Origin of the sequence: Streptomyces sp. NPDC037389, assembly GCF_040636475.1 — a bacterium.
Classification (GTDB): Bacteria; Actinomycetota; Actinomycetes; order Streptomycetales; family Streptomycetaceae; genus Streptomyces; species Streptomyces hesseae.
Genome location: NZ_JBEZUS010000023.1, coordinates 47410 through 67869, shown reverse-complemented (window position 1 = coordinate 67869; position 20460 = coordinate 47410). Strand labels below are relative to the sequence as shown.

Here is a 20460-nt window from a genome sequence, read left to right as displayed (position 1 = left end):
CCGCGCCCCGCCCCCCGCCGGCCCCCCCCCCGGCGCCCCCCCCCCCCCCGCCGGGGCGGTGCGGCCGCTCAGCCCGTCACCGCGCCGGCGCGGGCACCCTCCCGGCGGGCCGGACCCGGCCCGTACCAGCGTCGTGCCGCCGGCAGTTCGAGGCCGAACTGGTCCAGCGTCCTGGCCACGATGTGCGTCACGATGTCGGACACGCTCCGCGGCCGGTTGTAGAACGCCGGCACCGGAGGGGCGATCACCGCGCCCATCCGTGTGAGCGCCAGCATGTTCTCCAGATGGATCTCGGACAGCGGCAGCTCGCGCGGCACCAGCACCAGCCGGCGCCGCTCCTTGAGCGTGACGTCGGCGGCCCGGTGCACCAGCCCGTCGCCGAACCCCGCCCGCACCGCGGCCAGGGTCTTCATGCTGCACGGCGCGATGACCATCCCGTCCGTGCGGTACGAGCCGCTGGAGATGGCCGCCGCCTGGTCGCCCGGCCCGTGGACGTGGTCGGCCAGCGCCGCCACCTCCGCCGCCTTCCAGTCCGTCTCCATCTCCAGCGTCGCCCGCCCCCACTTGGTGAACACCAGGTGGGTCTCGACGTCCAGCGACCGCAGGGCCTCCAGCAGCCTGATCCCGATCACCGAACCCGTGGCCCCGGTGATCCCCACGATCAGCCGACGGGGCCGCGTCCCCGTCGTGCGCGGATCGGTCATGCGACGACGCCGGGAAAGCTGCGGCCGTGCCGCTCCCGCAGGGCGAAGGGCACGGTGGCGTCGACGACCGTACGGCTCCCGGTCGCCTCCCGCCCGCGCGCGGCGGCCCACGCCTCCCCCTGCGAGGGGTCGAGCCCGACCCGGGGGAAGCCCGTGAAGTGCAGGGCGTCGGCGGACAGGTCCGCGCGCGTGGTGATCGCCCACAGCACGTCCTCGGCCGAGTCCGGCGCCACGTCCCCGTCGACCAGGACGACCACCTTGGCGAACCGGTGGCGGTCCAGGACGTCCCTCGCCATCGCCCGCACCCGCTCGTCGTCCCCCGGGCCCGACTTGCGCACCTGGAGCACCAGCAGGAACATCCCGCCGCCGGCGGGGGAGTAGTGGGCGTCGCTCAGCAGCTCGCCACCCGCCCCCGACAGCCCCAGCGCCACCGCGCCGGCCAGCCCAAGGATCAGCGACTGCTCCCGGCCCGGCCCGATCACCGCCGGGAACACCGGCGCCTCACGGGACGTCACCGCGGTGACCGTGATCGCCGGAAGGTCCTCCGCCGCGTTGCCGTCGTAGCCCAGCACCTCCGGCAGCGAATGCCCCGGCGGCCGGCCCGGCAGCGCCTCCGGGGCGGTCGTCCCGTCGAAGTACCCCTCCAGGACCACCTCCGACCCGGCGAAGACCGGCACCGGCTGGCTCACCGCCGGAGCCATGGTCACCGGCCCGCCCGCCAGGGCGCCCGCCAGGGCCGTCTTGCTCACGCCGGCGGGCAGGAAGTCGCTGCCCACCGCCGACGCCACCATCACGGCGGGCGGCGCCCCGAGGTTCACCGATACCGGGAGGCGCTCGCCCCGCTCCACCGCCTCGTGGTACATCGCCAGCAGCCGGCGGCTGGGCAGCATCCAGATCACCAGCTGGTTCCGGTCCCGGACCAGCATCCGGTGCACGGCCGTGGCGCCGCGCCCGGTGCGGGGGTCGTGCGCGTGGAGCAGCCCGGTCGTCAGGTACGGGCCGGCGTCGCGCTCGGTGGCCCACAGCGCGGGCAGCGCCCCGAGGTCGACGTCCTCGCCGAGCCGTACGTGGGGGAAGGGCGAGCTCTCCAGGTGCTCGGGCTCCTGGCAGGCGGCGAGCAGCCGGGCGACGGTGTCCCCGTTCGTGCGCCGGGGCAGGCCGGGCAGCCAGCGCCGCAGGCGCTCCGCGTCGCCGAACGCCCCGAGCACCACGGGCATTCCGGCGGCCGCGTCGGTGACGCGGGTGTACAGCGCGATGTCCTCGGTGCGCGAGGAGGACGTGGCGGGGATGCCCGCGTGCCGCGCGGCGTAGTGCGCGGCGATCTCGTGCCGGGTGAGCGGCTGGTCGTAGGTGTGGTGGGTGTGGGGGTCCTCCTTCCGGGCCGCCGCGAGGGCGGCCCGGAAGGACAGACCGGGCAGGTCGGTCATGATGCCTCTCCTCGTCCCGTCACCGGACGGCCGGTTCCGGGAGGATCTCCCGGCGGGCCGCCTCCGGCTCGTGCCACCAGGGGTCCAGGCTCGGCGGGTTGTTGAAGCCCTCCGCGACACGGGCGGCGAGCCCGGGCTGCCGCTGGGCGGCGTCGAGCAGGTCCACCACATGGGCGGGCGCCGGGGGCAGCAGACCGTTGGTCCAGCGCACGACGTGCCGCGCGTACTCCCAGAACGCCTCGAACGTGGCCGTCATCCAGTCGGCGTCGAAGGGCTCGTCCCCGCGCGCGAGGATCTCCCGCAGATAGACGTCGGCGCATTTGGCGGCGCTGTTGGAGCCCTGGCCGGTCAGCGGGTCGTTGACGACGAGGACGTCGGCGATGCCCAGGACCTTACGGCCCGAGGGCAGGGTGGCGACCGGCTTGCGCACGGTCGGCGTCAGCCGCCCGGCGAGCACGCCGCCGGGGTCGGTGAGCACCGTCCCGGCGGCGCGCTCGGCCTCCCAGGGCAGGAACTCGGCGAGCAGCTTCTTGGTGCGGTCCAGGTGCTCCTCGGGGGAGCGGACGTCCGCGAAGGCGTCCAGGGGACCGCCGGGCACGCCGTTGAGGAAGAGGCAGTCGCAGGGGCCGCTCTTCGTCAGCGCCGGGACGATGAAGTACTCGCCGACGCCCGGTATGAGGTTGGCCGAGCAGGCGACGAAGGTGTCGCGGGGGCGCAGGCCGTGGACGTAGGAGACGGCCGCGACGCGCTGCGGGGCGGCGAACGGCGAGCGTTCCTCGTCGCGTTCGAAGATCCCGGCGATCTCGCCCTTGCCGGCGGCGACGAGCACGAGGTCATGGCTCGCGGCCAGCCCCTCCAGCTCGGCCACGCCCGCCTCGGCGACGCGCAGGTCGCCTCCGGCGGCCGTGAACTCCTCCAGCCAGGCGGCGACCTTGACGCGCTGGTCGACCGACTGGCCCGGGGCCGCGAGCCGCGCCTCGAAGTCGATGGCCTTGACGGCGCCGGGGGCCACGGTGAAGGACAGGCCCTCGATGGCGGGCGCGATGCCCTGCCAGTGGTCCAGGCCCAGGCGGCGCTCGGTCTCCAGGGCGTCGCCGAACATGATCTGCGTCGACATCACCCGGCCGTCGAGGACCTGTCGCGCGGTCCTGTTCGACACGAGGGTGACGTGATGGCCGGAGCGGCGCAGGCCGAGGGCGAGTTGCAGGCCTGCCTGGCCCGCCCCCACGACGGCGATCGACCGTGTGCTGTGCTTCATTGCTTCGCTGTCCTTTCCGGTACTGCGTCCGGTACTACGTCCGGTACTGCGTCCGTTACTGCGGATTCCGGCCGGTCGGCCTCGTCGTCCGCCCCGTGGTCCGCCTCGGGTGCGCTCTCCGTCGTCATGTGCAGCCCCAGCACCCCACCGATGATCGCCACGAGACAGGCGACCTTGCCGACCGTGATGCTCTCGCCGAACAGCAGTGCCCCGAAGACCACCGCGCCCACCGAGCCGATGCCGGTCCAGACGGTGTAGCCGATGCCGACGTCGAGGGTCCTGAGCGCGAGGCTCAGCAGATACACGCCGCCACCGCCCGCCACCGCGGTGATCAGGGACGGCACCGGGCGGGTGAAGCCCTCGTTGGCGGCGGAGCTCAGGGCGAAGACGATCTCGAAGGCGGCCGCGATCAGCAGGAGCGTCCAGGCCTTCGCGCTCTCGGTGCGCTGTACGCCCATCAGGCCGCCCCCATCGACTTGAGGCCGACCACGCCGCCGATGATGGCGGCGAAGCACAGCAGCTTGGCGGGCGTGATCTTCTCCTTGAAGATCACGGCACCGAGGACGACCGTGCCCAGGGCGCCCACGCTCGTCCAGATCGTGTAGCCGACGCTCACGTCCAGCGTGCGCAGCGCGAGGCTGATGAAGTAGATGCCGCCCACGATGCCGACCAGGGTGATCAGCGAGATCCACAGGCGGGTGAAGCCCTTGGAGGCGTTCGCGCCGAGAGCGAAGACGATCTCGAACGCGATGGCGATGAGAAGGTAGATCCAGGCCATGGAGTGGTGACTTCCGGGTGGTTTCCGGTGACTTCCGGGTGGTTTACGGTGCGGGGACGGGCGCCTCGTCGGCCAGCGAACCGCTGCCGGAGATCGCGGCCCCGGCGGCGAACATGCCGGGGTGCTTGGCGCGCATGCGCTCCAGCAGCAGCTCGTACGGCACGTCGGCGTAGTCGCCGTAGTCCGTCAGGAACTCCATCGCCCGCGCGCCCTGGGCGTCGTACGGGTGGTACACGCTGTCGGTGGTGCCGTCGAACTCCAGCGGCGTCATCCCGTACAGCCGGCACAGCAGGCCGTTGAAGACCGGGGTGACGCGCATCCAGCGGCCGTCGAGGTGGACGGAGACCAGGCCGTGGTGGAAGACCTCGCCGCCCACCATGCGCTGGAGTCGCTCCGAGGCGAGGTGGTTGCGCACATCGGCGTAGACCAGACGGCTGGGGACGCCGACCGAGCGGACCGCCGCCGCGTAGAGCGCGGACTTGTGGAGGCAGAAGCCCTTTCCGGCGCGGACCACCGAGCTCGCCCGCAGCGCGGCGCGCTCCAGGCTGGTGGCGTACACCTCGTAGTCGACGCCGTCGCGCACGGCGTAGTAGAGCCGTACGGCCTTCCGGGCCGCGGTGGTCTCCTCGTGCGCCCCCGACCGTGCGACGAAGTCCTGGACCTCGGGGGAGTCGTGGTCGAGGAACTCGGTGGGACGAAGGAATTCTGCGAAGTCCGGAGTGCTCATCGTCAAAGACCCATCGTGGTGGCGATGCGGGAGTACTGGATGTCGGTGGTGCCCGAGTAGATCGTTCCGGCGACGGCGTTGCGCAGGTCCTGCTCCAGGCCGTACTCGGCCATGTAGCCGTAGCCGCCGAAGGTCTGCACGGCCGCGACGGCGGAGGCGAGATTGCCCTCGCTGGCCAGGAGCTTGGCGGTGGCGACCTCCACCGTGGCGTCCTCGCCGGCCTCGACCTTCAGCGCCGCCTCGTACAGGGCGGTCCGGGCGGTGTCGGTGGCGACGCGCATCCGCGCGATCCGGTGGGCCACGGCCTGGTGGGAGCCGATGGGCTTGCCGAACTGCTTCCGGGTGCGGGCGTAGTCGATCACGCGCTCCAGACGGGCCCGCATCTCGCCGATGTTCACGACGAAGGAGCACAGGACCTCCCACTTCATCACGTGGTCGAAGACGACGAAGCCCGTGCCGACGCGGCCGATGACGTTCTCCAGGGGAACCCGGCAGTCGTCGAAGAACAGCTCGGACAGCGGGGAGGTGCGCAGGCCCATCTTCGCCATCGGGCTGCCCACCGTCAGGCCGGGCCGGTCGCGTTCGACGACGACGGCCGTGATCCCGAAGGGGCTGCCGCGCTCGCCCGTCGAGACGTACACGACGAACAGGTCGGCCACGGGGCCGTTGGTGACGAACGCCTTGTTGCCGTTGAGGACCAGGTGGCCGTCCTCGACCCGGCCCGTGGTGCGCAGGGAGAGCATGTCCGAGCCGGCCTCCGGCTCGGAGATCGCGTGGGCGCCGATCACATCGCCCGCGCAGACCGCCGGCAGGAAGCGCTCCTTGAGCGCGGGCGAGCCGAAGCGCTGGATCGGTACGCCGGTGCTCACCATGTGGGTGGTCGCCGAGAAGCTCAGGCCCGCGTCGCGGCACGCCTGCCCCAGGCCTTCGAGGACGTACAGGGTGGTGGTGAGCGACTGGCCCAGGCCGCCCCAGCGCTCCTCGAAGGGCAGCCGGAACAGGCCCGACTCGCGCAGCAGCTTCCAGTTGTCGTGCGAGAACTCGCCCGTGCGGTCGCGCTCCAGGTGCCCCTCGCCGAGCCGTTCGCCCAGGGCCGCGACGGCGGCCCGCAGTTCTCGCTGATCTTCCGACCAGTGCATCAGGTACCGACCTTCTCGGTGTGGTCCGGACGGAGGCCGGAGAGGGGAAGTCCCCGGCCTCCCGTCGGGGCGTTCTAGTAGTGGGAGAAGCCGCTCTCGTCGAGGCTGTGCACCTCGTCGCCCCGCAGCGGCGGGTTGAAGACGCTGATCAGGTGGAGATCGGTGCCGGGGTCGGCGATGAGGAAGTGGGCGTCGTGCTCGTCGAGGGCGTAGAGGACGCCGGGCTCGATGGGGAAGGTCTTCGAGCCGTCGGCGCTGACCACCTCGCCCCGGCCGCTGATGCAGTAGCAGGCCTCCAGGTGGCGGCGGTACTGGAGCCGCGACTTGGTGCCGGCGCGGACGAGCGTGTCGGCGACGGTGAATCCCATTCCGTCGGACTCGGTCAGCAGTCTGCTGCTCTGCCCGTTTCCCCACTCGACGGTCTGGACCTTGTTCTTTTCACGCGTGAACATTCTGGTTCCTCGTCTCTTCGAAAGCGGTGACGAACGCGTCGATGGCGTTCACGGAACGGAAGTCGCCGGGGGTGATCTCGACCTGGTCGAGCGGAACGGCGTAACGGGTGGTGACCCAGTTGACGACCCGGACCACCTGAAGGCTGTCGATCACGCCCGTCGCCAGCAGGTCGTAGTCGGGATCGAGCTGGTCGGCGGTCAGATCCGGCAGGAACTCCGTGATCAGGAAGCGCTTGATTTCCGTGGGGCGGTCCATGCCCTCTATCCCTTCAGCCGCCGTACGTCGCCGACGGCGGCGCGGTCGTTCTTTCCGGTGGGGCCCTTCGGCAGGGCCGCGTCGGTGATGCGGATGTCGCTCGGTATGGCGGTCCTGGCCAGCCGCCGGGCGCAGTGCTCGCGCAGGGCGAGGACGTGGAGGCCGGAGCCGGCGGTGCGGCGCACCAGCGCCTGGAGCCGTTTGCCGGCCGCCTCGTCGGGGACGGTGACGACCACCGCGTCGGCCACCTCGGGGTGGGCGAGCAGGGCCTGCTCGACCTCCTCCAGGGAGAGCCGCACGCCGCGCACCTTGACCTGGAAGTCGGTGCGCCCGACCAGATGGAGGGTGCCGTCGGCGGACCGCCGGACCAGGTCCCCGCTGCGGAACCAGATACGGGGCCCGTCCGCGTCGGCGCGGTGGACGAAGCGGTCGGCTCCGAGCGCGGGGTCCAGGTAGCCGTGCGCCTGGAAGGGGGTGTGCACCAGCAGTTCGCCGGTGCCGGGCCCGTCGACCGGCTGCCCGTCCTCCCCCAGGACCAGGACGCGGACGCCCGGCAGCGGTCCGCCGACCGGCAGCGGGCCCGCGGTCTCCGGGTCGCCGGCCAGCAGCGGCCCGGCGTCCAGGATCAGGCTGTCGTTGGTCTCGGTGCAGCCGTAGACATTGGCGAAGGAGGCGTCCGGGAAGAGCTCCGGCAGCCGGGCGAGCAGCCGCGGTGGCACCGCGTCGCCGGTGAGGACGACGTGCCGCACGGACTTCGGCGGCGGGCCCTCACTGCGGTCGGCGTCCTCGGCGAGCAGCCGGTAGAGCAGCGGCACGCCCTGGACGAGGTGGACGTCATGGGCGGATATCAGCTCGCGCAGATGGGCTCCGTCGGTGGCCCGTTCCGGGTCGACGAGGACCACGCGGCCGCCCGCGGCCAGGGTCGTCCACACCTCCAGCAGGCACAGGTCGAAGTTGAGGGGCGCGTAGTTGAGCACCGCCGTGTCCGGCCCGATGCCGAAGTGCTCCGCCGCCCAGTCGGTGAAACGGCCGACGGCGTCGAGCGGCAGGGGCACGACCTTGGGCGTTCCGGTGGAGCCGGACGTGGTGAGCAGCAGGCCCGTCCCCTCGGGGACGGCCGGGGCGTCCGCCCGGGGAGCGAGCGTCTCGACGTGGAGCCCGCCGGGCGCGTCGTAGGCGGGTTCGGCCGTCAGCACCCGGTCGATGCCCGCGCCGGCGGTCACCTCGCGCAGGGTGTCGGCGCCGAGCTCGGCGGAGGGCAGCAGCACGGGGCGGCCGTCGCGCAGGGCGGCGATGATCAGGGCCAGGGTCTCCGGCGTTCTGCGGGCGGGCACGCACACGGGTGCCGTGCGGTCGCCGCCCAGGTGGCGCAGCCGTTCCTGGAAGACGCCCGCGAGCGCGCCCAGTTCGCCGTAGGGGACGGGAGTGCCGCGCCAGATCAGGGCGGGGGCGTCGGGGGTGTGCCGGGCGTGGGCGTCGAAGGCGGCGGTGAGCGGGCTCATGCCGGTATGCCCGTCGCTGCGCCGGGCGCGTCGATCTCCCGGTAGCCGCCGTCGAAGTACACCAGCGGGCGTCCGGGGACGCTGCCGGTGGCGACCACCTTGCCGATCAGGATCGCGTGGTCGCCGCCGCCCACCACGCTCTCCAGCCGGCAGTCGAAATAGCTGAGACACCCGCTGATGACCGGGGCGCCGGTGACGAACGATTCGGTGGCCACGGACGGGAAGGCGCCGATCGCCCTGCCGTTGCCGCGGGTGGCGAAGTGGCGGGAGACGCGCTGCTGGTCGTCGCGGAGCACACTGACCGCGAAGACCTCGGTGGCGAGGACCGCCGTCACCAGCGGGCTCATCCGCCCGATGGACACGGACACCATCTGCGGCTCCAGGGAGAGCGACCCGAATGCCGAGACGGTCTTGGCGAACACTTCGCCGACATTTCTTGTCGTGACCACCGTGACACCGGACGCGAATTTACCGGCCGCCGCGCGGAATTCCCGCTCCGGGCATTCTTCAGGCTGGGCCCGTACCCGGGACGTCGGGGGTAATGCCATCACTGTCACTGCCATTCCGTGAGGGCTTTTCTCGGGGACGTCAACGACTGTACGAGGTGCGGTGAAGCCGCTTCCACTACCTCTTCGGGTAGTACCGCCCGGCTACCCGTCCGAGTGGTGACGGGCCCTGGTGGCGGAGTGTCGGCGCAGGTCAGGTCTGTTAACAAGGCTCCCCGTGGGGGCTGTTGTACAGATCTACACGCAAGGGGCCGTGATCATGTGCGAGTGTCCATTGTGAAGGGTTGCCGCCCTGTTTAGGGTCCCTTTCATGACTGCATCATGGCTTGGCCCCGGAAAGGCCGCCGCGGTGGCGCTCACATTCGATGTGGACGCCGAGACCGGTGTGCTCTCCATGGGCGAGAAGTACGCACGGCACGCGATGACGATGACCCATCAGGCTTTCGGACCGGATGTCGGCGTGCCGCGCATCCTGGGAATTCTGCGCGAACTCGGCGTGCCCGCCACGTTCTTCTTCCCGGGCTGGGTGGCCGAGCGCCGCCCGAATCTCGTGGCGCAGGTGGTGGAGGCGGGCCACGAGGTGGCGCACCACTCCTACAGCCATGTGCCGGCGACGTCGATGACGTCCGCCGAGGAACGGAACGACTTCGAGCGCGCCCTGGAGGTCTTCCGGAAGCAGGACGTGCCCGTGTACGGCCACCGCGCCGGGCTGTGGGAGGCGAGCTGGCAGACGGCCTCGCTGGTCGCGGAGTACGGGCTGCTCTACGACTCGTCGATGATGAACGACGACCGCCCCTACCATGTGCCCACCGAGCGGGGCGGTGTGGTGGAACTGCCGCCGCACTGGTCGCTGGACGACTGGGAGCAGTACGCGTTCCTGCCGGCGCCGCAGATCGGGTCCATCATCGAGGACCCGCAGAAGACGCTGTCGATGTGGAAGTACGAGCTGGACGCGATGCGGCGCTACAACTCGCTGTTCATGCTCACCAACCACCCCTTCCTCACCGGCCGTCCGGGCCGGGCGGAGGCGCTGCGCTCCCTGATCGAGTACGGCATGTCGCACGGCGACGTGGAGTTCCTGACGTGCCGCGAGATAGCCGAGCGCGCCAAGGCCGACACCTCGCTGGCCACCCGGCCGCTGGAGCGGCCGGAGATCGAGCCCGGGCTCTTCCCCTCGGAGTGAAACGACGAATGCCTCCCGTCCGCCGGACGGGAGGCGTTTTTCCGTGCGAGTTGGGTCAGTTGATGGACTTGATCAGCTCACCGTCGGCCGTGTCGCCGCCGAGCTCCCAGAAGAACGTGCCTCCCAGGTTCTGCCGGTTCTTGTAGGCCATCTTCCCGGCGATGGTCGACGGGGTGTCGTAGCTCCACCAGTCGCTGCCGCACTTGGCGTAGGCGGTGCCGCCGACCGTGCCGGTGGCCGGGCAGGCGTTCTTCAGCACCCGGTAGTCCTCGAAGCCGGCCTCGTAGGTGCCCTTCGCGGGGCCGGTGGCCGTGCCGCCGGGGGCGGACTGGGTGACGCCGGTCCAGCCGCGCCCGTAGAAGCCGATGCCCAGCAGCAGCTTGGACGACGGGATGCCGAGCGACTGGAGCTTGGTGATGGTGGCTTCGGTGTTGAACCCGTCCTTCGGGATGCCGTTGTAGGACGTCAGCGGCGAGTGGGGGGCGGTGGGGCCCTTGGCGTCCCAGGCGCCGAAGTAGTCGTAGGTCATGGGGTTGTACCAGTCGACGTAGCGCGCGGCGCCCGCGTAGTCGACGGCGTCGATCTTGCCGCCGGAGGAGGCGTCGGCGGTGATGGCCGCCGTGACCACGCTCTTGACCCCGAACTTCGCGCGCAGCGCCGCCATGACGTCACGGAAGGCGGTGCGGCCGCTGGTGTCGCAGGTCAGCCCGCAGGCGTTGGGGTACTCCCAGTCGATGTCGATGCCGTCGAAGACATCGGCCCAGCGCGGGTCCTTGACCAGCCCGTAACAGGACTCCGCGAACGCGGCGGGGTTCTTCGCCGCCTCGCCGAAGCCGCCGGACCAGGTCCAGCCGCCGAAGGACCAGACCACCTTGAGGCCCGGGTGGAGCTTCTTGAGCTTGCGCAACTGGTTGAAGTTGCCGCGCAGGGCGCCGTCGTCCCAGGTGTCGGCCTTGCCGTCGACGCTGCCGGCGGCGTCGTAGAACTTGTCGTAGTCGGCGTAGGCGTCGCCGATCGCGCACTTGCCGCCGGTGACATTGCCGAAGGCGTAGTTGATGTGGGTGAGCTTCGCGGCGGAGCCGGAGGTCTCGATGTTCTTCACGTGGTAATTGCGCTCGTAGACACCCCAGTTGGTGAAGTAGCCGACCACCCGGTGGCCGGCCGAGGTGTCCGTGGTGTCGTCGGCGGTGGCCGGGCTCGCGGTGAGGCCGCCCGCCAGCAGGGCGGCTCCGGCGGTCACCGCCGTGAGCCAGGCGCGGGCGCGCTGTCCGTACGGTCTGGGCATGAGGTTCTCCTCGGTGGGGGAGGAACGTGCTCTTGGCATGGACGCGTTGAACGGTGGGGAAACCGTAGGAGGACTAGACCAATACGGTCAATGGTTCGTACCAAACCGAGCAAACATTCAAGATCGGCGGACCGGTGACGCGGGGCCCCCGATCGGGCATACTCCAACCCGCCACAGCCGCAGGTCGCGCGTTTCCGCGACCCGGCGCGCGACCATCGGCTGGGCATCCACGGCAGTGTCGCCCCCCACCCCCGGGCGACCGCCGCCGCAGCGCCCGACAGGGAGGAGAGCCACCGTCATGACCGATCACGGACCGCGGCCGGTGGAACGTCAGCTGCCCACGGAGGAGGCCCGCGACCTGATCTCGCTCGTGCGGGACCTGGTACAGCGGGAGATCGCGCCCACCGCGGCCGAGGAGGAGGACGCCGGGCACTTCCCGCGCGAGGTCTTCGGACTGCTCTCCGCGTCGGGGCTGCTCGCCCTGCCGTACGCCGAGGAGTCCGGCGGCGGCGACCAGCCGTACGAGGTCTATCTCCAGGTGCTCGAGGAACTCGCCGCCGCCCGCCTCACCGTGGGCCTCGGCGTCAGCGTCCACACCCTCGCCTGCCACGCCATCGCCGGCTACGGAACCAAGGAGCAGCGCCGGACGCACCTGCCCGCCATGCTCGGCGGGGGCCTCCTGGGCGCCTACTGCCTCTCCGAGCCGGCCGCCGGCTCCGACGCCGCCGCCCTGCGCACCCGCGCCACCCGCGTCGGCGACACCTGGACCATCGAGGGCACCAAGGCCTGGATCACCCACGGCGGGATCGCCGACTTCTACACCGTCCTGGCACGCACCGGCGGCGAGGGCGCCCACGGCATCACCGCGTTCCTCGTGCCCGGCGACGCCCCGGGCCTCACGGCGGCGCCGCCCGAGCGGAAGATGGGCATGAAGGGCTCGCCCACCGCCCAGTTGCACTTCGACGGGGTCGAGGTCGCCGACGCGCGGCGCGTCGGCGACGAGGGTCAGGGCTTCGCCATCGCCCTGTCCGCCCTCGACTCCGGGCGGCTCGGCATCGCCGCCTGCGCCGTCGGCGTCGCCCAGGCCGCCCTCGACCAGGCGCTGTCCTACACCACCGAACGACGGCAGTTCGGCCGCCCGGTCGCCGACTTCCAGGGCCTGCGGTTCATGCTCGCCGACATGGCCACCCAGATCGAGGCGGGCCGCGCGCTCTACCTCGCCGCCGCCCGGCTCCGTGACGCGGGTCGGCCCTTCGCCAAACAGGCCGCGATGGCCAAGCTCTTCTGCTCGGACGCGGCGATGCGGGTCACCACGGATGCCGTGCAGCTCATGGGCGGGTACGGCTACACGGCGGACTTCCCCGCGGAGCGGTACATGCGGGAGGCGAAGGCTCTTCAGATCGTGGAGGGCACGAATCAGATCCAGCGGATGGTGGTGGCCCGGCACCTCGCGGGGCCCGAGTCGGGCTGACGGGGCCCCGTAAGGGGCGCGGGGAACTGCGCGACCAGCCAGGGACGGCCCGCACTCAGCGAGTGAGCTTCGCCAGCTCCGGGACGCGCTCCTCCGCCACCGCGGGCCCGGCGACGCTCGCCGTGTCCTTGAGCCCCGTCGCGGTGCCGATCACGACCACCGGCCCGGCGCCGGCGTGCTCACGCACCCAGCCGCGGGCCGCCGCGACGCCCACCGCCGACGACGGCTCCAGGAACAACCCGCGCGCCGCCAGCGCCCGGTGCTCGGCCATGAACTCCTCGGTGGGCACGGCGAGCGCCGCCCCGTCCGCGCCCCACAGCGCGTCCAGCCCCTGCCACACCGGACGGCTCTCGCCGAGCGAGAAGGCGGGGGAGGGCGCCGGGTCCACCGACACCCGCTCCTGCTCCGCCCGTCCGGCGAGCGCCAGGGCCGCGCTGTACGGGGCCGCGCCCGCCGGTTCGGCCGCGACCAGCCGGGGCGTACCGGTCACCAGCCCGGCGGCCCGCAGCTCACGGAAGCCGCGGGCGATCCCGGACAGCAGATCGGCCCGGCAGGTGGGCACCACCACGGCCCCCGCGCCCGTACGGAAACCGGGCACGTCCCGGGCGAGCTCGTACGCGACGGACTTGTAGCCCTCGTTGGCATAGGCGTTGCCGCCCGGGGCGGGGGTGGCGTAACTGGTCAGCGGATACCAGCCGAACCGCTCGACGGCCTCGCGCATCGCCGCGTTCCGCGCGGCCGTGTCGTCCCGGACGACCCGTACCGCGCCCAGCGCGTCGATCTGCGCCCGCAGCGGCCCGGGGACCTCGCCCGTGGTGAACACCACACAGCGCAGGCCCGCCCGGGCGGCGTACGCGGCGACGGCCGCGCCCGCGTTGCCCGAGGAGGCCGCCGCGACCGTGTCCGCGCCGGCGGCCAGCGCCGCCGCGACGCCCACGGCCATCGCCCGGTCCTTGTGCGAACCGGTCGGGTTGGCGCCCTCGTACTTCACCCACAGCCCGTCAGGCCCGTCCTCCGGCAGGGGCACGACGGGCGTGCCGCCCTCGCCGAGTGTGACCGGGGCGGCGACGGGCGCCGACAGCGCCGAGGGCCAGCCCCACGGCCCGCCCGGATACGTCTCCAGGGACAGCCCCGACAGATCCGCGAGCGGCGGCACGGGGTTGGCGCCGATCCCTTCCTCCCGGCAGGCCGCGCAGCCCGAGAAGTCCTCGGCGGCGGCACCGCAGCGCGGGCAGTGGAGGGGAATCGGCAACGGCACGCGAACTCCTCAAGGGTCGTCGGGGCCCCGCGCGGCGCGCGAGGCCCCGACCGTAGCAGTCCCCTCTCGCCCCGGATGACCTGCCGTCAGGAGCGGCGGCCGCCCTGCTCCGGCACCCGCAGCGGGCGCGAGCCCGGCCCCCCGATGTGCGAGAACGGCTGCGTCCGCCAGTCCAGGCTCTCCGGCAGCGTCAGCAGCAGCGCCGCGTCCAGGTCCTGGGCGCCCTGCGACTCGTCGGCCGGATCGGTCTCCTCCACACCGCACCCCGAGCCCGGGCAGACCGTCAGCCCGAACGGATCCCACGGGGACGGGCACAGCGCGTGCTCCGGAAGCACGTCCTCGTCGGCGAGGAGCGCGATGGGCCGCGCGCAGTCCGGGCACATCACCCGGAACATCTCGTAGGTCTCCTCGTACAGACCACCGTCGCCGTCGGTTTCCAGGCGTTCCAGGCTGGGCATGGTGTGTTTTCCCCCTCGGATGGACCGGCCGGGCACCTCGGCCGCGGCCACAGCAAGCACTTCCCGTACGACAAGGCGGGTAATCGCCGCGCACGGGAGGACACGGGTGCACGTCTGTGGCATTGGTCACAGGCTCCGCGCGCCTGCGGCGCCGTCGACTGTGCCCGGCGCGCCAGGAACCAGTAGGTTGACCCATGTGGAGGAGCTGGACAAAGAGATCGTGGAACTGCTCGTCAAGGACGGGCGGATGAGCTACACCGACCTGGGCAAGGCCACTGGCCTGTCCACCTCGGCGGTGCACCAGCGCGTGCGCCGGCTCGAACAGCGGGGCGTCATCCGCGGCTACGCGGCGGTCGTCGACCCCGAGGCCGTCGGGCTGCCCCTGACCGCCTTCATCTCGGTGAAGCCTTTCGATCCCAGCGCGCCCGACGACATCGCGGACCGGCTCGCGGAGATCCCCGAGATCGAGGCGTGCCACAGCGTGGCGGGTGACGAGAACTACATCCTCAAGGTGCGGGTCGCCACGCCGCTGGAGCTCGAGCATCTGCTGGCGCGGATCCGTTCGCTGGCGGGCGTCTCGACCCGGACGACGATCGTGCTGTCGACGCCGTACGAGGCGAGGCCGCCACGGGTGGGGTGACTGGGGCGGAGCCCCGGTTTCGGGAAGGGGCGGGGCTGGGGAGAGACTGATCCTCATGAGCGAGCCCACCACCGTGCTGCTGCGCAACGGCAACGTCTACAGCCCCGCCGACCCCTTCGCCACCGCGATGATCGTGGAGGGCGACAGCGTCTCCTGGGTCGGCTCCGAGGGCGCCGCCGACTCCTTCGCCGACGGCGTCGACGAGGTCGTCGACCTGCGCGGCGCGCTCGTCACCCCCGCGTTCACCGACGCCCACGTGCACACCACCTCCACCGGCCTCGCGCTGACCGGCCTGGACCTCACCGGCGTGCCCACGCTCGGCGCCGCCCTGGACCGGGTGCGGGCCTACGCCGCCGCGCGCCCCGCCGACCGGGTGCTGCTCGGGCACGGCTGGGACGCGAGTATTTGGCCCGACCGTCGGCCCCCGTCCCGCCGGGAGCTCGACGAGGCCACCGGCGGCCGGCCGCTCTACCTCACGCGTACCGACGTCCACTCCGCCGTCGTCACCACCGCCCTCCTCGACCTCGTCCCCGGCGTCCGCGAGCTGTCCGGCTTCGCCCCCGACGCCCCGCTGACGGGCGACGCCCACCACGCCGTGCGCACCACCGCGCACGCCTCCCTCGGCCCCGCCCAGCGCACCGAGGCGCAGCGCGCCGCGCTCGCCCGTGCGGCGGCCCTGGGCATCGGCTCCGTCCATGAGTGCGCAGGTCCGCTGATCTCCTCCGAGGAGGACTTCACCGGGCTGCTGCGGCTGGCAGCCGAGGAGCCCGGCCCCCGGGTCACCGGCTACTGGGCCGAACGGATCACCACCCCCGAGGAGGCCGGCCGGATCCGCGCGCTGGGCGCGCTCGGCGCCGCCGGCGACCTGTTCGTGGACGGCTCGCTCGGCTCGCACACCGCCTGGCTACATGAGCGGTACGTCGACAAGGCTGATGCCCCCGGTGGCACGGGCAGCGCCAATCTGGACGTCGCCGCCGTCGCCGCCCACGTCGCCGCCTGCACCGAGGCCGGCATCCAGGCCGGTTTCCACGCCATCGGCGACGCCGCGATCACCACCGTCGTCGAGGGCGTGCGCGCCGCCGCCGAGAAGGTGGGCCTGGAGCGCGTCCGCGCCGCGCGGCACCGGGTCGAGCACGCCGAGATGCTCACCCCCGAGCTGATCGCGGGCTTCGCCGAGCTCGCCCTCACGGCCTCCGTCCAGCCCGCCTTCGACGCCGCCTGGGGCGGGGAGGAGGGCATGTACGCCGAGCGCCTGGGCCGCGAGCGGGCCCGTACGCTCAACCCGTACGCGGCCATGCTGCGCGCCGGGATCCCGCTCGCGCTGGGCTCCGACAGCCCCGTCACCCCACTCGACCCCTGGGGCACGGTCCGGGCCGCCGCCTTCCACCGCACGCCCGAGCACCGTGTCTCGGTCCGGGCCGCCTTCACCGCGCACACGCGCGGCGGCTGGCGGGCCGTCGGCCGGGACGACGCGGGCGTCCTGGTGCCGGGCGCGCCCGCGGACTACGCGGTCTGGGAGACCGGCGACCTGGTGGTCCAGGTGCCCGACAGCCGGGTGGCGAACTGGTCCACCGACCCCCGCTCCGGCACCCCCGGCCTGCCCGACCTCACCCCGGGCGCCCCGCTGCCGGTGTGCCTGCGGACGGTCGTGGGCGGGCGGACGGTCCACGCGCGCCCGAACGAGTGACGCGCCAAGATCCACGTACCGCCGAACGACGTCCCCCGGGTCGCCCCCGCACGGCCTCATCTACCGTACTGACCTGCTGATTTGAGCGACACACGCAGGTCGCGAGGGTGTTGACACACTCCGGGCGGCGGCCGGTAGGTTCTCCGCTGTCCACCAAGGACGTCCGACCGGGGAACCTCCACGCAGTCGTCGAACGCCGCTGGGCCATGGGGCGGTGCGCCGGGAAGGCGGCCCCGCCACTGGGAGCCAGGTCCAGCGCACGGGGGCGAGGGAAGGTTCGGCCGGGCCGGCAGGTGCGACCCGGGTGGGGCCCGGACGTTCAGTAGACAACGGCTCTCGGCCGACCGCAGCCGGCGGTTCCGGGAGTCGGCCCGAAGGACACCGGGCCCCCATTCCGACCCGAGCGCAGGGGCGGGCGATCGCCGCCCCTGCGGGCCGCGAGCGCCCCCGACCGAGGTACGGTCGTCAGCTGACACCCCTGCCAGCTCCAGGAAGAAGCGACCGTGCCCTCGGGTCCCGAAACCACACCTGAAGCCGTCCTGGCCCCGCCGCCCCCGGCCCCCGTGCCGCGCCCGGGCCGGGCGGTCCGCCTGGCCCGGCTCGCCCGCCGCGAGGTCCGGCGCACCGCCCTCGCGGCCGTCGCCGGGCTCGCGCTCGCCCTCGCCTTCCCCCCGTACGGCCTGTGGCCGCTGTCGGTGGCCTCGGTGGCCGCGCTGGCCCTGCTGACCCGGGGGCGCACCGTCCGCCAGGGCGCCTGGACGGGCTTCGCGTTCGGGCTGCCGTTCTTCTTCTTCCTGCTGCGCTGGCTGCACGTGGTCGGCTACGACGCCGTGCTGGGCCTGTCGGTCATCGAGGCGGTCTTCCTGGCCGTGCTCGGCGCCGGGCTCGCGCTGACCTCCCGGCTGCCCGTGTGGCCGCTGTGGGGGGCGTGCCTGTGGATCGCCGAGGAGTGGGCGCGGGACCGGACGCCGTTCGGCGGCTTCCCCTGGGGCCGGCTGGCCTTCGCCAACACCGGCTCCCCCTTCACCCCGCTCGCCGCGCTGGGCGGGGCGCCGCTGGTGAGCTTCGGGGTGGCCCTGGCCGGCGGGCTGCTGGCGTACGCGCTGCTCGCCGGGTGGCGGCCGCGGGGCGGCCGCCGGGACGTACGGGCCGTGCTGCCCGCCGCCGGGGCGCTCGGGACGGCCCTGGTGGTCGCGCTCGCCGGGTACGCCGTGCCGGTGCCCACGAAGGCGGACGACACCGTGAACATCGCGATCGTCCAGGGCAATGTGGAGAAGCCCGGCATGGACTTCCTGGGCCGCCCCCTGATGGTGCTCAACAACCACGTCGACGCCACGCTCCAGCTGGCCCGGGACATCAAGGCGGGCAAGGCGCCCAGGCCGGATCTGGTGATCTGGCCGGAGAACTCCTCCGACCTCGACCCCTTCCAGTACGCCGAGGCCTACGACCGCATCCAGGAGGCGGTGCGGGCCGTGGGCGTCCCCGTCCTGGTGGGCGCCCTCGTCGACCACCCCGGCAAGAGCGGCTACATCGACAACAAGGGCATCGTCTGGGACCCGGTGACCGGCCCCGGCGCCTCCTACTCCAAGCAGCACCCGGTGCCCTTCGGCGAGTACGTGCCCTTCCGGGACCAGCTGAGCAAGGTCATCACCCGGCTCCAGCGCGTCCCCCGCGACTTCTACCCGGGCGACCGCACCGGTGTGCTCCAGGTCGGCCCGGCCCGGCTCGGCGACGTCATCTGCTTCGAGGTCGCCTACGACGAGATCGTCCACGACACGGTGGCGGCCGGCGCCCGCGCCCTGGTCGTCCAGACCAACAACGCCACCTACGGCCGCACCGGCCAGCCCGAGCAGCAGCTCGCCATGAGCCGGCTGCGGGCCGTCGAGCACGGCCGGGCCGTGGTCACGGCCGCCACGAGCGGCATCAGCGCGGTCGTCGCCCCCGACGGCCGGGTGCTCCGGCGGAGCGAGGAGTTCACCCGTGATGTGATCTCCGCGCGCATCCCCCTGCGTGACGGCACGACCGTCGCCGACCGCGTCGGTGCGGGCCCGGAATGGGCGCTCGCTATGGTGGGTCTTCTGTCCTGCGCGGCCGCAGTCCTGACCTCCCGTCGGGCACGGTCGGACGAGACCTCGAACCGGAAGGGCCAGTAGTGCCAGAAGTGAACGACGGTGGTCAGCGGAGATTCGGTCCGCTCGGCACGACCTTGGTGATCATCCCGACCTACAACGAGGCGGAGAACATCAAGCCCATCGTCGCCCGGGTGCGGCAGGCCGTGCCGGAGGCGCACGTCCTCGTCGCGGACGACAACAGCCCCGACGGGACCGGAAAGCTCGCCGACGAGCTGGCGGCCGATGACGAGCACGTCAAGGTGCTCCACCGGCAGGGCAAGGAAGGACTCGGCGCCGCCTACCTGGCGGGCTTCCGCTGGGGCCTTGCGAACGGCTACGGCGTGCTCGTGGAGATGGACGCCGACGGCTCCCACCAGCCGGAGGAGCTGCCCCGGCTGCTCACCGCGCTCAAGGGCGCCGACCTGGTGCTGGGCTCGCGCTGGGTGCCCGGCGGCCGGGTCGTGAACTGGCCGAAGTCCCGCGAGTTCCTCTCCCGGGGCGGCTCCACCTACTCCCGGCTCATGCTCGACGTGCCGATCCGTGACGTCACCGGCGGCTACCGGGCCTTCCGCAGGGAGACCCTGGAGGGGCTGGGCATGGAGGAGGTGGCCTCCCAGGGCTACTGCTTCCAGGTCGACCTCGCCTGGCGCGCGGTCAAGGCGGGCTTCCACGTGGTGGAGGTCCCCATCACCTTCGTCGAGCGCGAGCTGGGCGACAGCAAGATGAGCCGTGACATCGTCGCGGAGGCGCTGTGGCGGGTCACGTCCTGGGGCGTCGGCTCCCGGGTCGCCAAGGCGACCTCCAAGGCCCTCGGCAAGGAGCGGTGACGCCCCGCCGGGGCCGGTAAGGACCCCATAAACGCGCTCCGGCCGTCCGGCCGCCGTCCAGGCACACTTGAGGCATGACGTTCGGAGCGCAGGAGCAGCAGCAGACGTTGAACGACCGGCCGCCGGGGCGCGGCCGGGCCCGCAGGCTGGTCCCGCTCGGCGTGGCCGTGTGGGCGGTCCTGGAGATCTGGCTGCTGGTGCTGGTCGCGGGCGCGGCGGGCGGGCTCGCGGTGTTCGCCCTGCTGGCCGGGGGAGTGATCGCCGGCTCGTATGTGATCAAGCGGGCCGGGCGGCGGGCCTGGCAGCGGCTGAGCGGCTCCTTCCAGCAGGGCGCCGCCCCGCGGGCCCCGCAGGAAGGCGAGGGCGGCGGGAACGCCCTGACGATGCTCGGCGGGCTGCTGCTCATGGTGCCGGGGCTGATCTCCGACGTGGCCGGGCTGCTCTGTCTCTTCCCGCCGACGAGAGCGCTGATCCGAAAGGCCGCGGAGCGGAAGCTGACCGGCTACACGGCGCAGGCGGCGCCGGGGACCCTCGGGGACGCCTTCCAGCAGGCGCAGCGGGCACGGATGCGGCAGCCCGACGGCAAGGTCGTCCAGGGCGAGGTCGTCCGCGAGGACCGGCCGTCGGCCCCGCGCACGGACGGCCCCCAGCTGCCGCGCTGAGCGCTCCGCTGGGAGTGGGGCGCCCCGAACGGGGCGCGGGGAACTGCGCGACCAGCCACGGACGGGCCGCAGTCGTATCTCCGCACCGGGCTTCGGCCGCCCCAGGGCATAAAAGGGCCCGGGCCACTG

The 20460-nt window shown here is 72.8% G+C and carries 21 protein-coding genes; 7 read left to right on the top strand and 14 right to left on the bottom strand.

All coding sequences use genetic code 11. The annotated features are described in order from the left end of the window. Positions 1-68: 68 nt before the first annotated feature. From AB0E98_RS32035 to AB0E98_RS31985, 11 genes are all read right to left on the bottom strand, one after another. Positions 69-704, bottom strand: a complete 636-nt coding sequence (locus AB0E98_RS32035; RefSeq protein ID WP_361709567.1) for a UbiX family flavin prenyltransferase — start codon at positions 702-704, stop codon at positions 69-71. Then, the gene (locus AB0E98_RS32030) at positions 701-2131 is read right to left on the bottom strand and encodes a UbiD family decarboxylase (RefSeq protein ID WP_361709566.1); all 1431 of its coding nucleotides are present in this window, start codon (positions 2129-2131) and stop codon (positions 701-703) included. Before AB0E98_RS32030 ends, AB0E98_RS32035 begins: the two co-directional genes overlap by 4 nt. Before the next feature lie 19 nt (positions 2132-2150). Next, the gene (locus tag AB0E98_RS32025; protein WP_361709563.1) at positions 2151-3389 is read right to left on the bottom strand and encodes a styrene monooxygenase/indole monooxygenase family protein; all 1239 of its coding nucleotides are present in this window, start codon (positions 3387-3389) and stop codon (positions 2151-2153) included. Then, a complete protein-coding gene (locus AB0E98_RS32020; RefSeq protein ID WP_361709562.1) occupies positions 3386-3847 on the bottom strand; it encodes a multidrug efflux SMR transporter in 462 nt (153 codons plus the stop codon). The genes AB0E98_RS32025 and AB0E98_RS32020 overlap by 4 nt, the downstream gene beginning before the upstream one ends. Next, the gene (locus AB0E98_RS32015) at positions 3847-4167 is read right to left on the bottom strand and encodes a multidrug efflux SMR transporter (RefSeq protein WP_126913236.1); all 321 of its coding nucleotides are present in this window, start codon (positions 4165-4167) and stop codon (positions 3847-3849) included. The genes AB0E98_RS32020 and AB0E98_RS32015 overlap by 1 nt, the downstream gene beginning before the upstream one ends. Positions 4168-4210: 43 nt before the next feature. Continuing rightward, complete coding sequence (locus tag AB0E98_RS32010; protein WP_361709576.1) at positions 4211-4894, bottom strand: transglutaminase-like domain-containing protein; 684 nt, start codon at positions 4892-4894, stop codon at positions 4211-4213. A 2-nt stretch (positions 4895-4896) separates the two neighbouring features. Continuing rightward, on the bottom strand, positions 4897-6033 hold the full coding sequence (locus AB0E98_RS32005) for an acyl-CoA dehydrogenase family protein (RefSeq protein ID WP_361709560.1): 1137 nt from the start codon (positions 6031-6033) through the stop codon (positions 4897-4899). Positions 6034-6107: 74 nt separating this feature from the next. Continuing rightward, complete coding sequence (locus AB0E98_RS32000) at positions 6108-6485, bottom strand: ectoine synthase (RefSeq protein ID WP_361709557.1); 378 nt, start codon at positions 6483-6485, stop codon at positions 6108-6110. Then, on the bottom strand, positions 6472-6741 hold the full coding sequence (locus AB0E98_RS31995; RefSeq protein ID WP_361709555.1) for an acyl carrier protein: 270 nt from the start codon (positions 6739-6741) through the stop codon (positions 6472-6474). The genes AB0E98_RS32000 and AB0E98_RS31995 overlap by 14 nt, the downstream gene beginning before the upstream one ends. Before the next feature lie 5 nt (positions 6742-6746). Further along, on the bottom strand, positions 6747-8243 hold the full coding sequence (locus tag AB0E98_RS31990) for an AMP-binding protein (protein WP_361709552.1): 1497 nt from the start codon (positions 8241-8243) through the stop codon (positions 6747-6749). Next, entirely contained in the window at positions 8240-8791 is a 552-nt protein-coding gene (locus AB0E98_RS31985) for a flavin reductase family protein (protein WP_361709551.1), read from the bottom strand. Before AB0E98_RS31985 ends, AB0E98_RS31990 begins: the two co-directional genes overlap by 4 nt. Positions 8792-9059: 268 nt before the next feature. Here AB0E98_RS31985 and AB0E98_RS31980 point away from each other — a divergent pair, with 268 nt between their 5' ends. Further along, on the top strand, positions 9060-9932 hold the full coding sequence (locus AB0E98_RS31980; protein WP_361709548.1) for a polysaccharide deacetylase: 873 nt from the start codon (positions 9060-9062) through the stop codon (positions 9930-9932). A gap of 55 nt (positions 9933-9987) precedes the next feature. Here AB0E98_RS31980 and AB0E98_RS31975 read toward each other — a convergent pair whose 3' ends face one another. After that, the gene (locus tag AB0E98_RS31975) at positions 9988-11217 is read right to left on the bottom strand and encodes a glycoside hydrolase family 18 protein (protein ID WP_361709545.1); all 1230 of its coding nucleotides are present in this window, start codon (positions 11215-11217) and stop codon (positions 9988-9990) included. A 298-nt stretch (positions 11218-11515) separates the two neighbouring features. On the opposite strand from AB0E98_RS31975, the gene AB0E98_RS31970 reads away from it, so the two are divergent. Continuing rightward, the gene (locus AB0E98_RS31970; RefSeq protein WP_361709544.1) at positions 11516-12688 is read left to right on the top strand and encodes an acyl-CoA dehydrogenase family protein; all 1173 of its coding nucleotides are present in this window, start codon (positions 11516-11518) and stop codon (positions 12686-12688) included. 55 nt (positions 12689-12743) lie between these two features. Here the strand turns inward: AB0E98_RS31970 and AB0E98_RS31965 are convergent, their stop codons facing one another. Together AB0E98_RS31965 and AB0E98_RS31960 are read right to left on the bottom strand one after the other, a co-directional pair. Then, positions 12744-13946, bottom strand: coding sequence for a pyridoxal-phosphate dependent enzyme (locus AB0E98_RS31965; RefSeq protein ID WP_361709542.1), 1203 nt, complete (start codon positions 13944-13946; stop codon positions 12744-12746). An 86-nt stretch (positions 13947-14032) separates the two neighbouring features. Further along, positions 14033-14404, bottom strand: a complete 372-nt coding sequence (locus tag AB0E98_RS31960; RefSeq protein WP_311610604.1) for a hypothetical protein — start codon at positions 14402-14404, stop codon at positions 14033-14035. A 196-nt stretch (positions 14405-14600) separates the two neighbouring features. On the opposite strand from AB0E98_RS31960, the gene AB0E98_RS31955 reads away from it, so the two are divergent. The 5 genes from AB0E98_RS31955 (at position 14601) to fxsA (ending at position 20331) form a co-directional block, all read left to right on the top strand. Next, positions 14601-15044, top strand: a complete 444-nt coding sequence (locus AB0E98_RS31955; protein ID WP_004948875.1) for an Lrp/AsnC family transcriptional regulator — start codon at positions 14601-14603, stop codon at positions 15042-15044. A 55-nt stretch (positions 15045-15099) separates the two neighbouring features. Then, positions 15100-16731 carry an amidohydrolase gene (locus AB0E98_RS31950; RefSeq protein WP_361709539.1) on the top strand — a complete coding sequence of 544 codons (1632 nt, stop codon included), beginning with the start codon at positions 15100-15102 and terminating at the stop codon, positions 16729-16731. A gap of 539 nt (positions 16732-17270) precedes the next feature. Further along, the gene (gene lnt, locus AB0E98_RS31945) at positions 17271-18884 is read left to right on the top strand and encodes an apolipoprotein N-acyltransferase (protein WP_361709573.1); all 1614 of its coding nucleotides are present in this window, start codon (positions 17271-17273) and stop codon (positions 18882-18884) included. Between the two features lie 8 nt (positions 18885-18892). Continuing rightward, positions 18893-19669, top strand: a complete 777-nt coding sequence (locus AB0E98_RS31940) for a polyprenol monophosphomannose synthase (RefSeq protein WP_361709570.1) — start codon at positions 18893-18895, stop codon at positions 19667-19669. A 74-nt stretch (positions 19670-19743) separates the two neighbouring features. Beyond that, on the top strand, positions 19744-20331 hold the full coding sequence (fxsA, locus tag AB0E98_RS31935; protein ID WP_361709536.1) for an FxsA family membrane protein: 588 nt from the start codon (positions 19744-19746) through the stop codon (positions 20329-20331). The last annotated feature ends 129 nt before the right edge of the window (positions 20332-20460 follow it).

Excerpts from the sequence above, each read along its gene's own strand:
- AB0E98_RS32035 (WP_361709567.1), bottom strand. The coding sequence starts at position 704 with ATGACCGATCCGCGCACGACGGGGACGCGGCCCCGTCGGCTGATCGTG.
- AB0E98_RS32030 (WP_361709566.1), bottom strand. The coding sequence starts at position 2,131 with ATGACCGACCTGCCCGGTCTGTCCTTCCGGGCCGCCCTCGCGGCGGCC.
- AB0E98_RS32025 (WP_361709563.1), bottom strand. The coding sequence starts at position 3,389 with ATGAAGCACAGCACACGGTCGATCGCCGTCGTGGGGGCGGGCCAGGCA.
- AB0E98_RS32020 (WP_361709562.1), bottom strand. The coding sequence starts at position 3,847 with ATGGGCGTACAGCGCACCGAGAGCGCGAAGGCCTGGACGCTCCTGCTG.
- AB0E98_RS32015 (WP_126913236.1), bottom strand. The coding sequence starts at position 4,167 with ATGGCCTGGATCTACCTTCTCATCGCCATCGCGTTCGAGATCGTCTTC.
- AB0E98_RS32010 (WP_361709576.1), bottom strand. The coding sequence starts at position 4,894 with ATGAGCACTCCGGACTTCGCAGAATTCCTTCGTCCCACCGAGTTCCTC.
- AB0E98_RS32005 (WP_361709560.1), bottom strand. The coding sequence starts at position 6,033 with ATGCACTGGTCGGAAGATCAGCGAGAACTGCGGGCCGCCGTCGCGGCC.
- AB0E98_RS32000 (WP_361709557.1), bottom strand. The coding sequence starts at position 6,485 with ATGTTCACGCGTGAAAAGAACAAGGTCCAGACCGTCGAGTGGGGAAAC.
- AB0E98_RS31995 (WP_361709555.1), bottom strand. The coding sequence starts at position 6,741 with ATGGACCGCCCCACGGAAATCAAGCGCTTCCTGATCACGGAGTTCCTG.
- AB0E98_RS31990 (WP_361709552.1), bottom strand. The coding sequence starts at position 8,243 with ATGAGCCCGCTCACCGCCGCCTTCGACGCCCACGCCCGGCACACCCCC.
- AB0E98_RS31985 (WP_361709551.1), bottom strand. The coding sequence starts at position 8,791 with ATGGCATTACCCCCGACGTCCCGGGTACGGGCCCAGCCTGAAGAATGC.
- AB0E98_RS31980 (WP_361709548.1), top strand. The coding sequence starts at position 9,060 with ATGACTGCATCATGGCTTGGCCCCGGAAAGGCCGCCGCGGTGGCGCTC.
- AB0E98_RS31975 (WP_361709545.1), bottom strand. The coding sequence starts at position 11,217 with ATGCCCAGACCGTACGGACAGCGCGCCCGCGCCTGGCTCACGGCGGTG.
- AB0E98_RS31970 (WP_361709544.1), top strand. The coding sequence starts at position 11,516 with ATGACCGATCACGGACCGCGGCCGGTGGAACGTCAGCTGCCCACGGAG.
- AB0E98_RS31960 (WP_311610604.1), bottom strand. The coding sequence starts at position 14,404 with ATGCCCAGCCTGGAACGCCTGGAAACCGACGGCGACGGTGGTCTGTAC.
- AB0E98_RS31950 (WP_361709539.1), top strand. The coding sequence starts at position 15,100 with ATGAGCGAGCCCACCACCGTGCTGCTGCGCAACGGCAACGTCTACAGC.
- fxsA (WP_361709536.1), top strand. The coding sequence starts at position 19,744 with ATGACGTTCGGAGCGCAGGAGCAGCAGCAGACGTTGAACGACCGGCCG.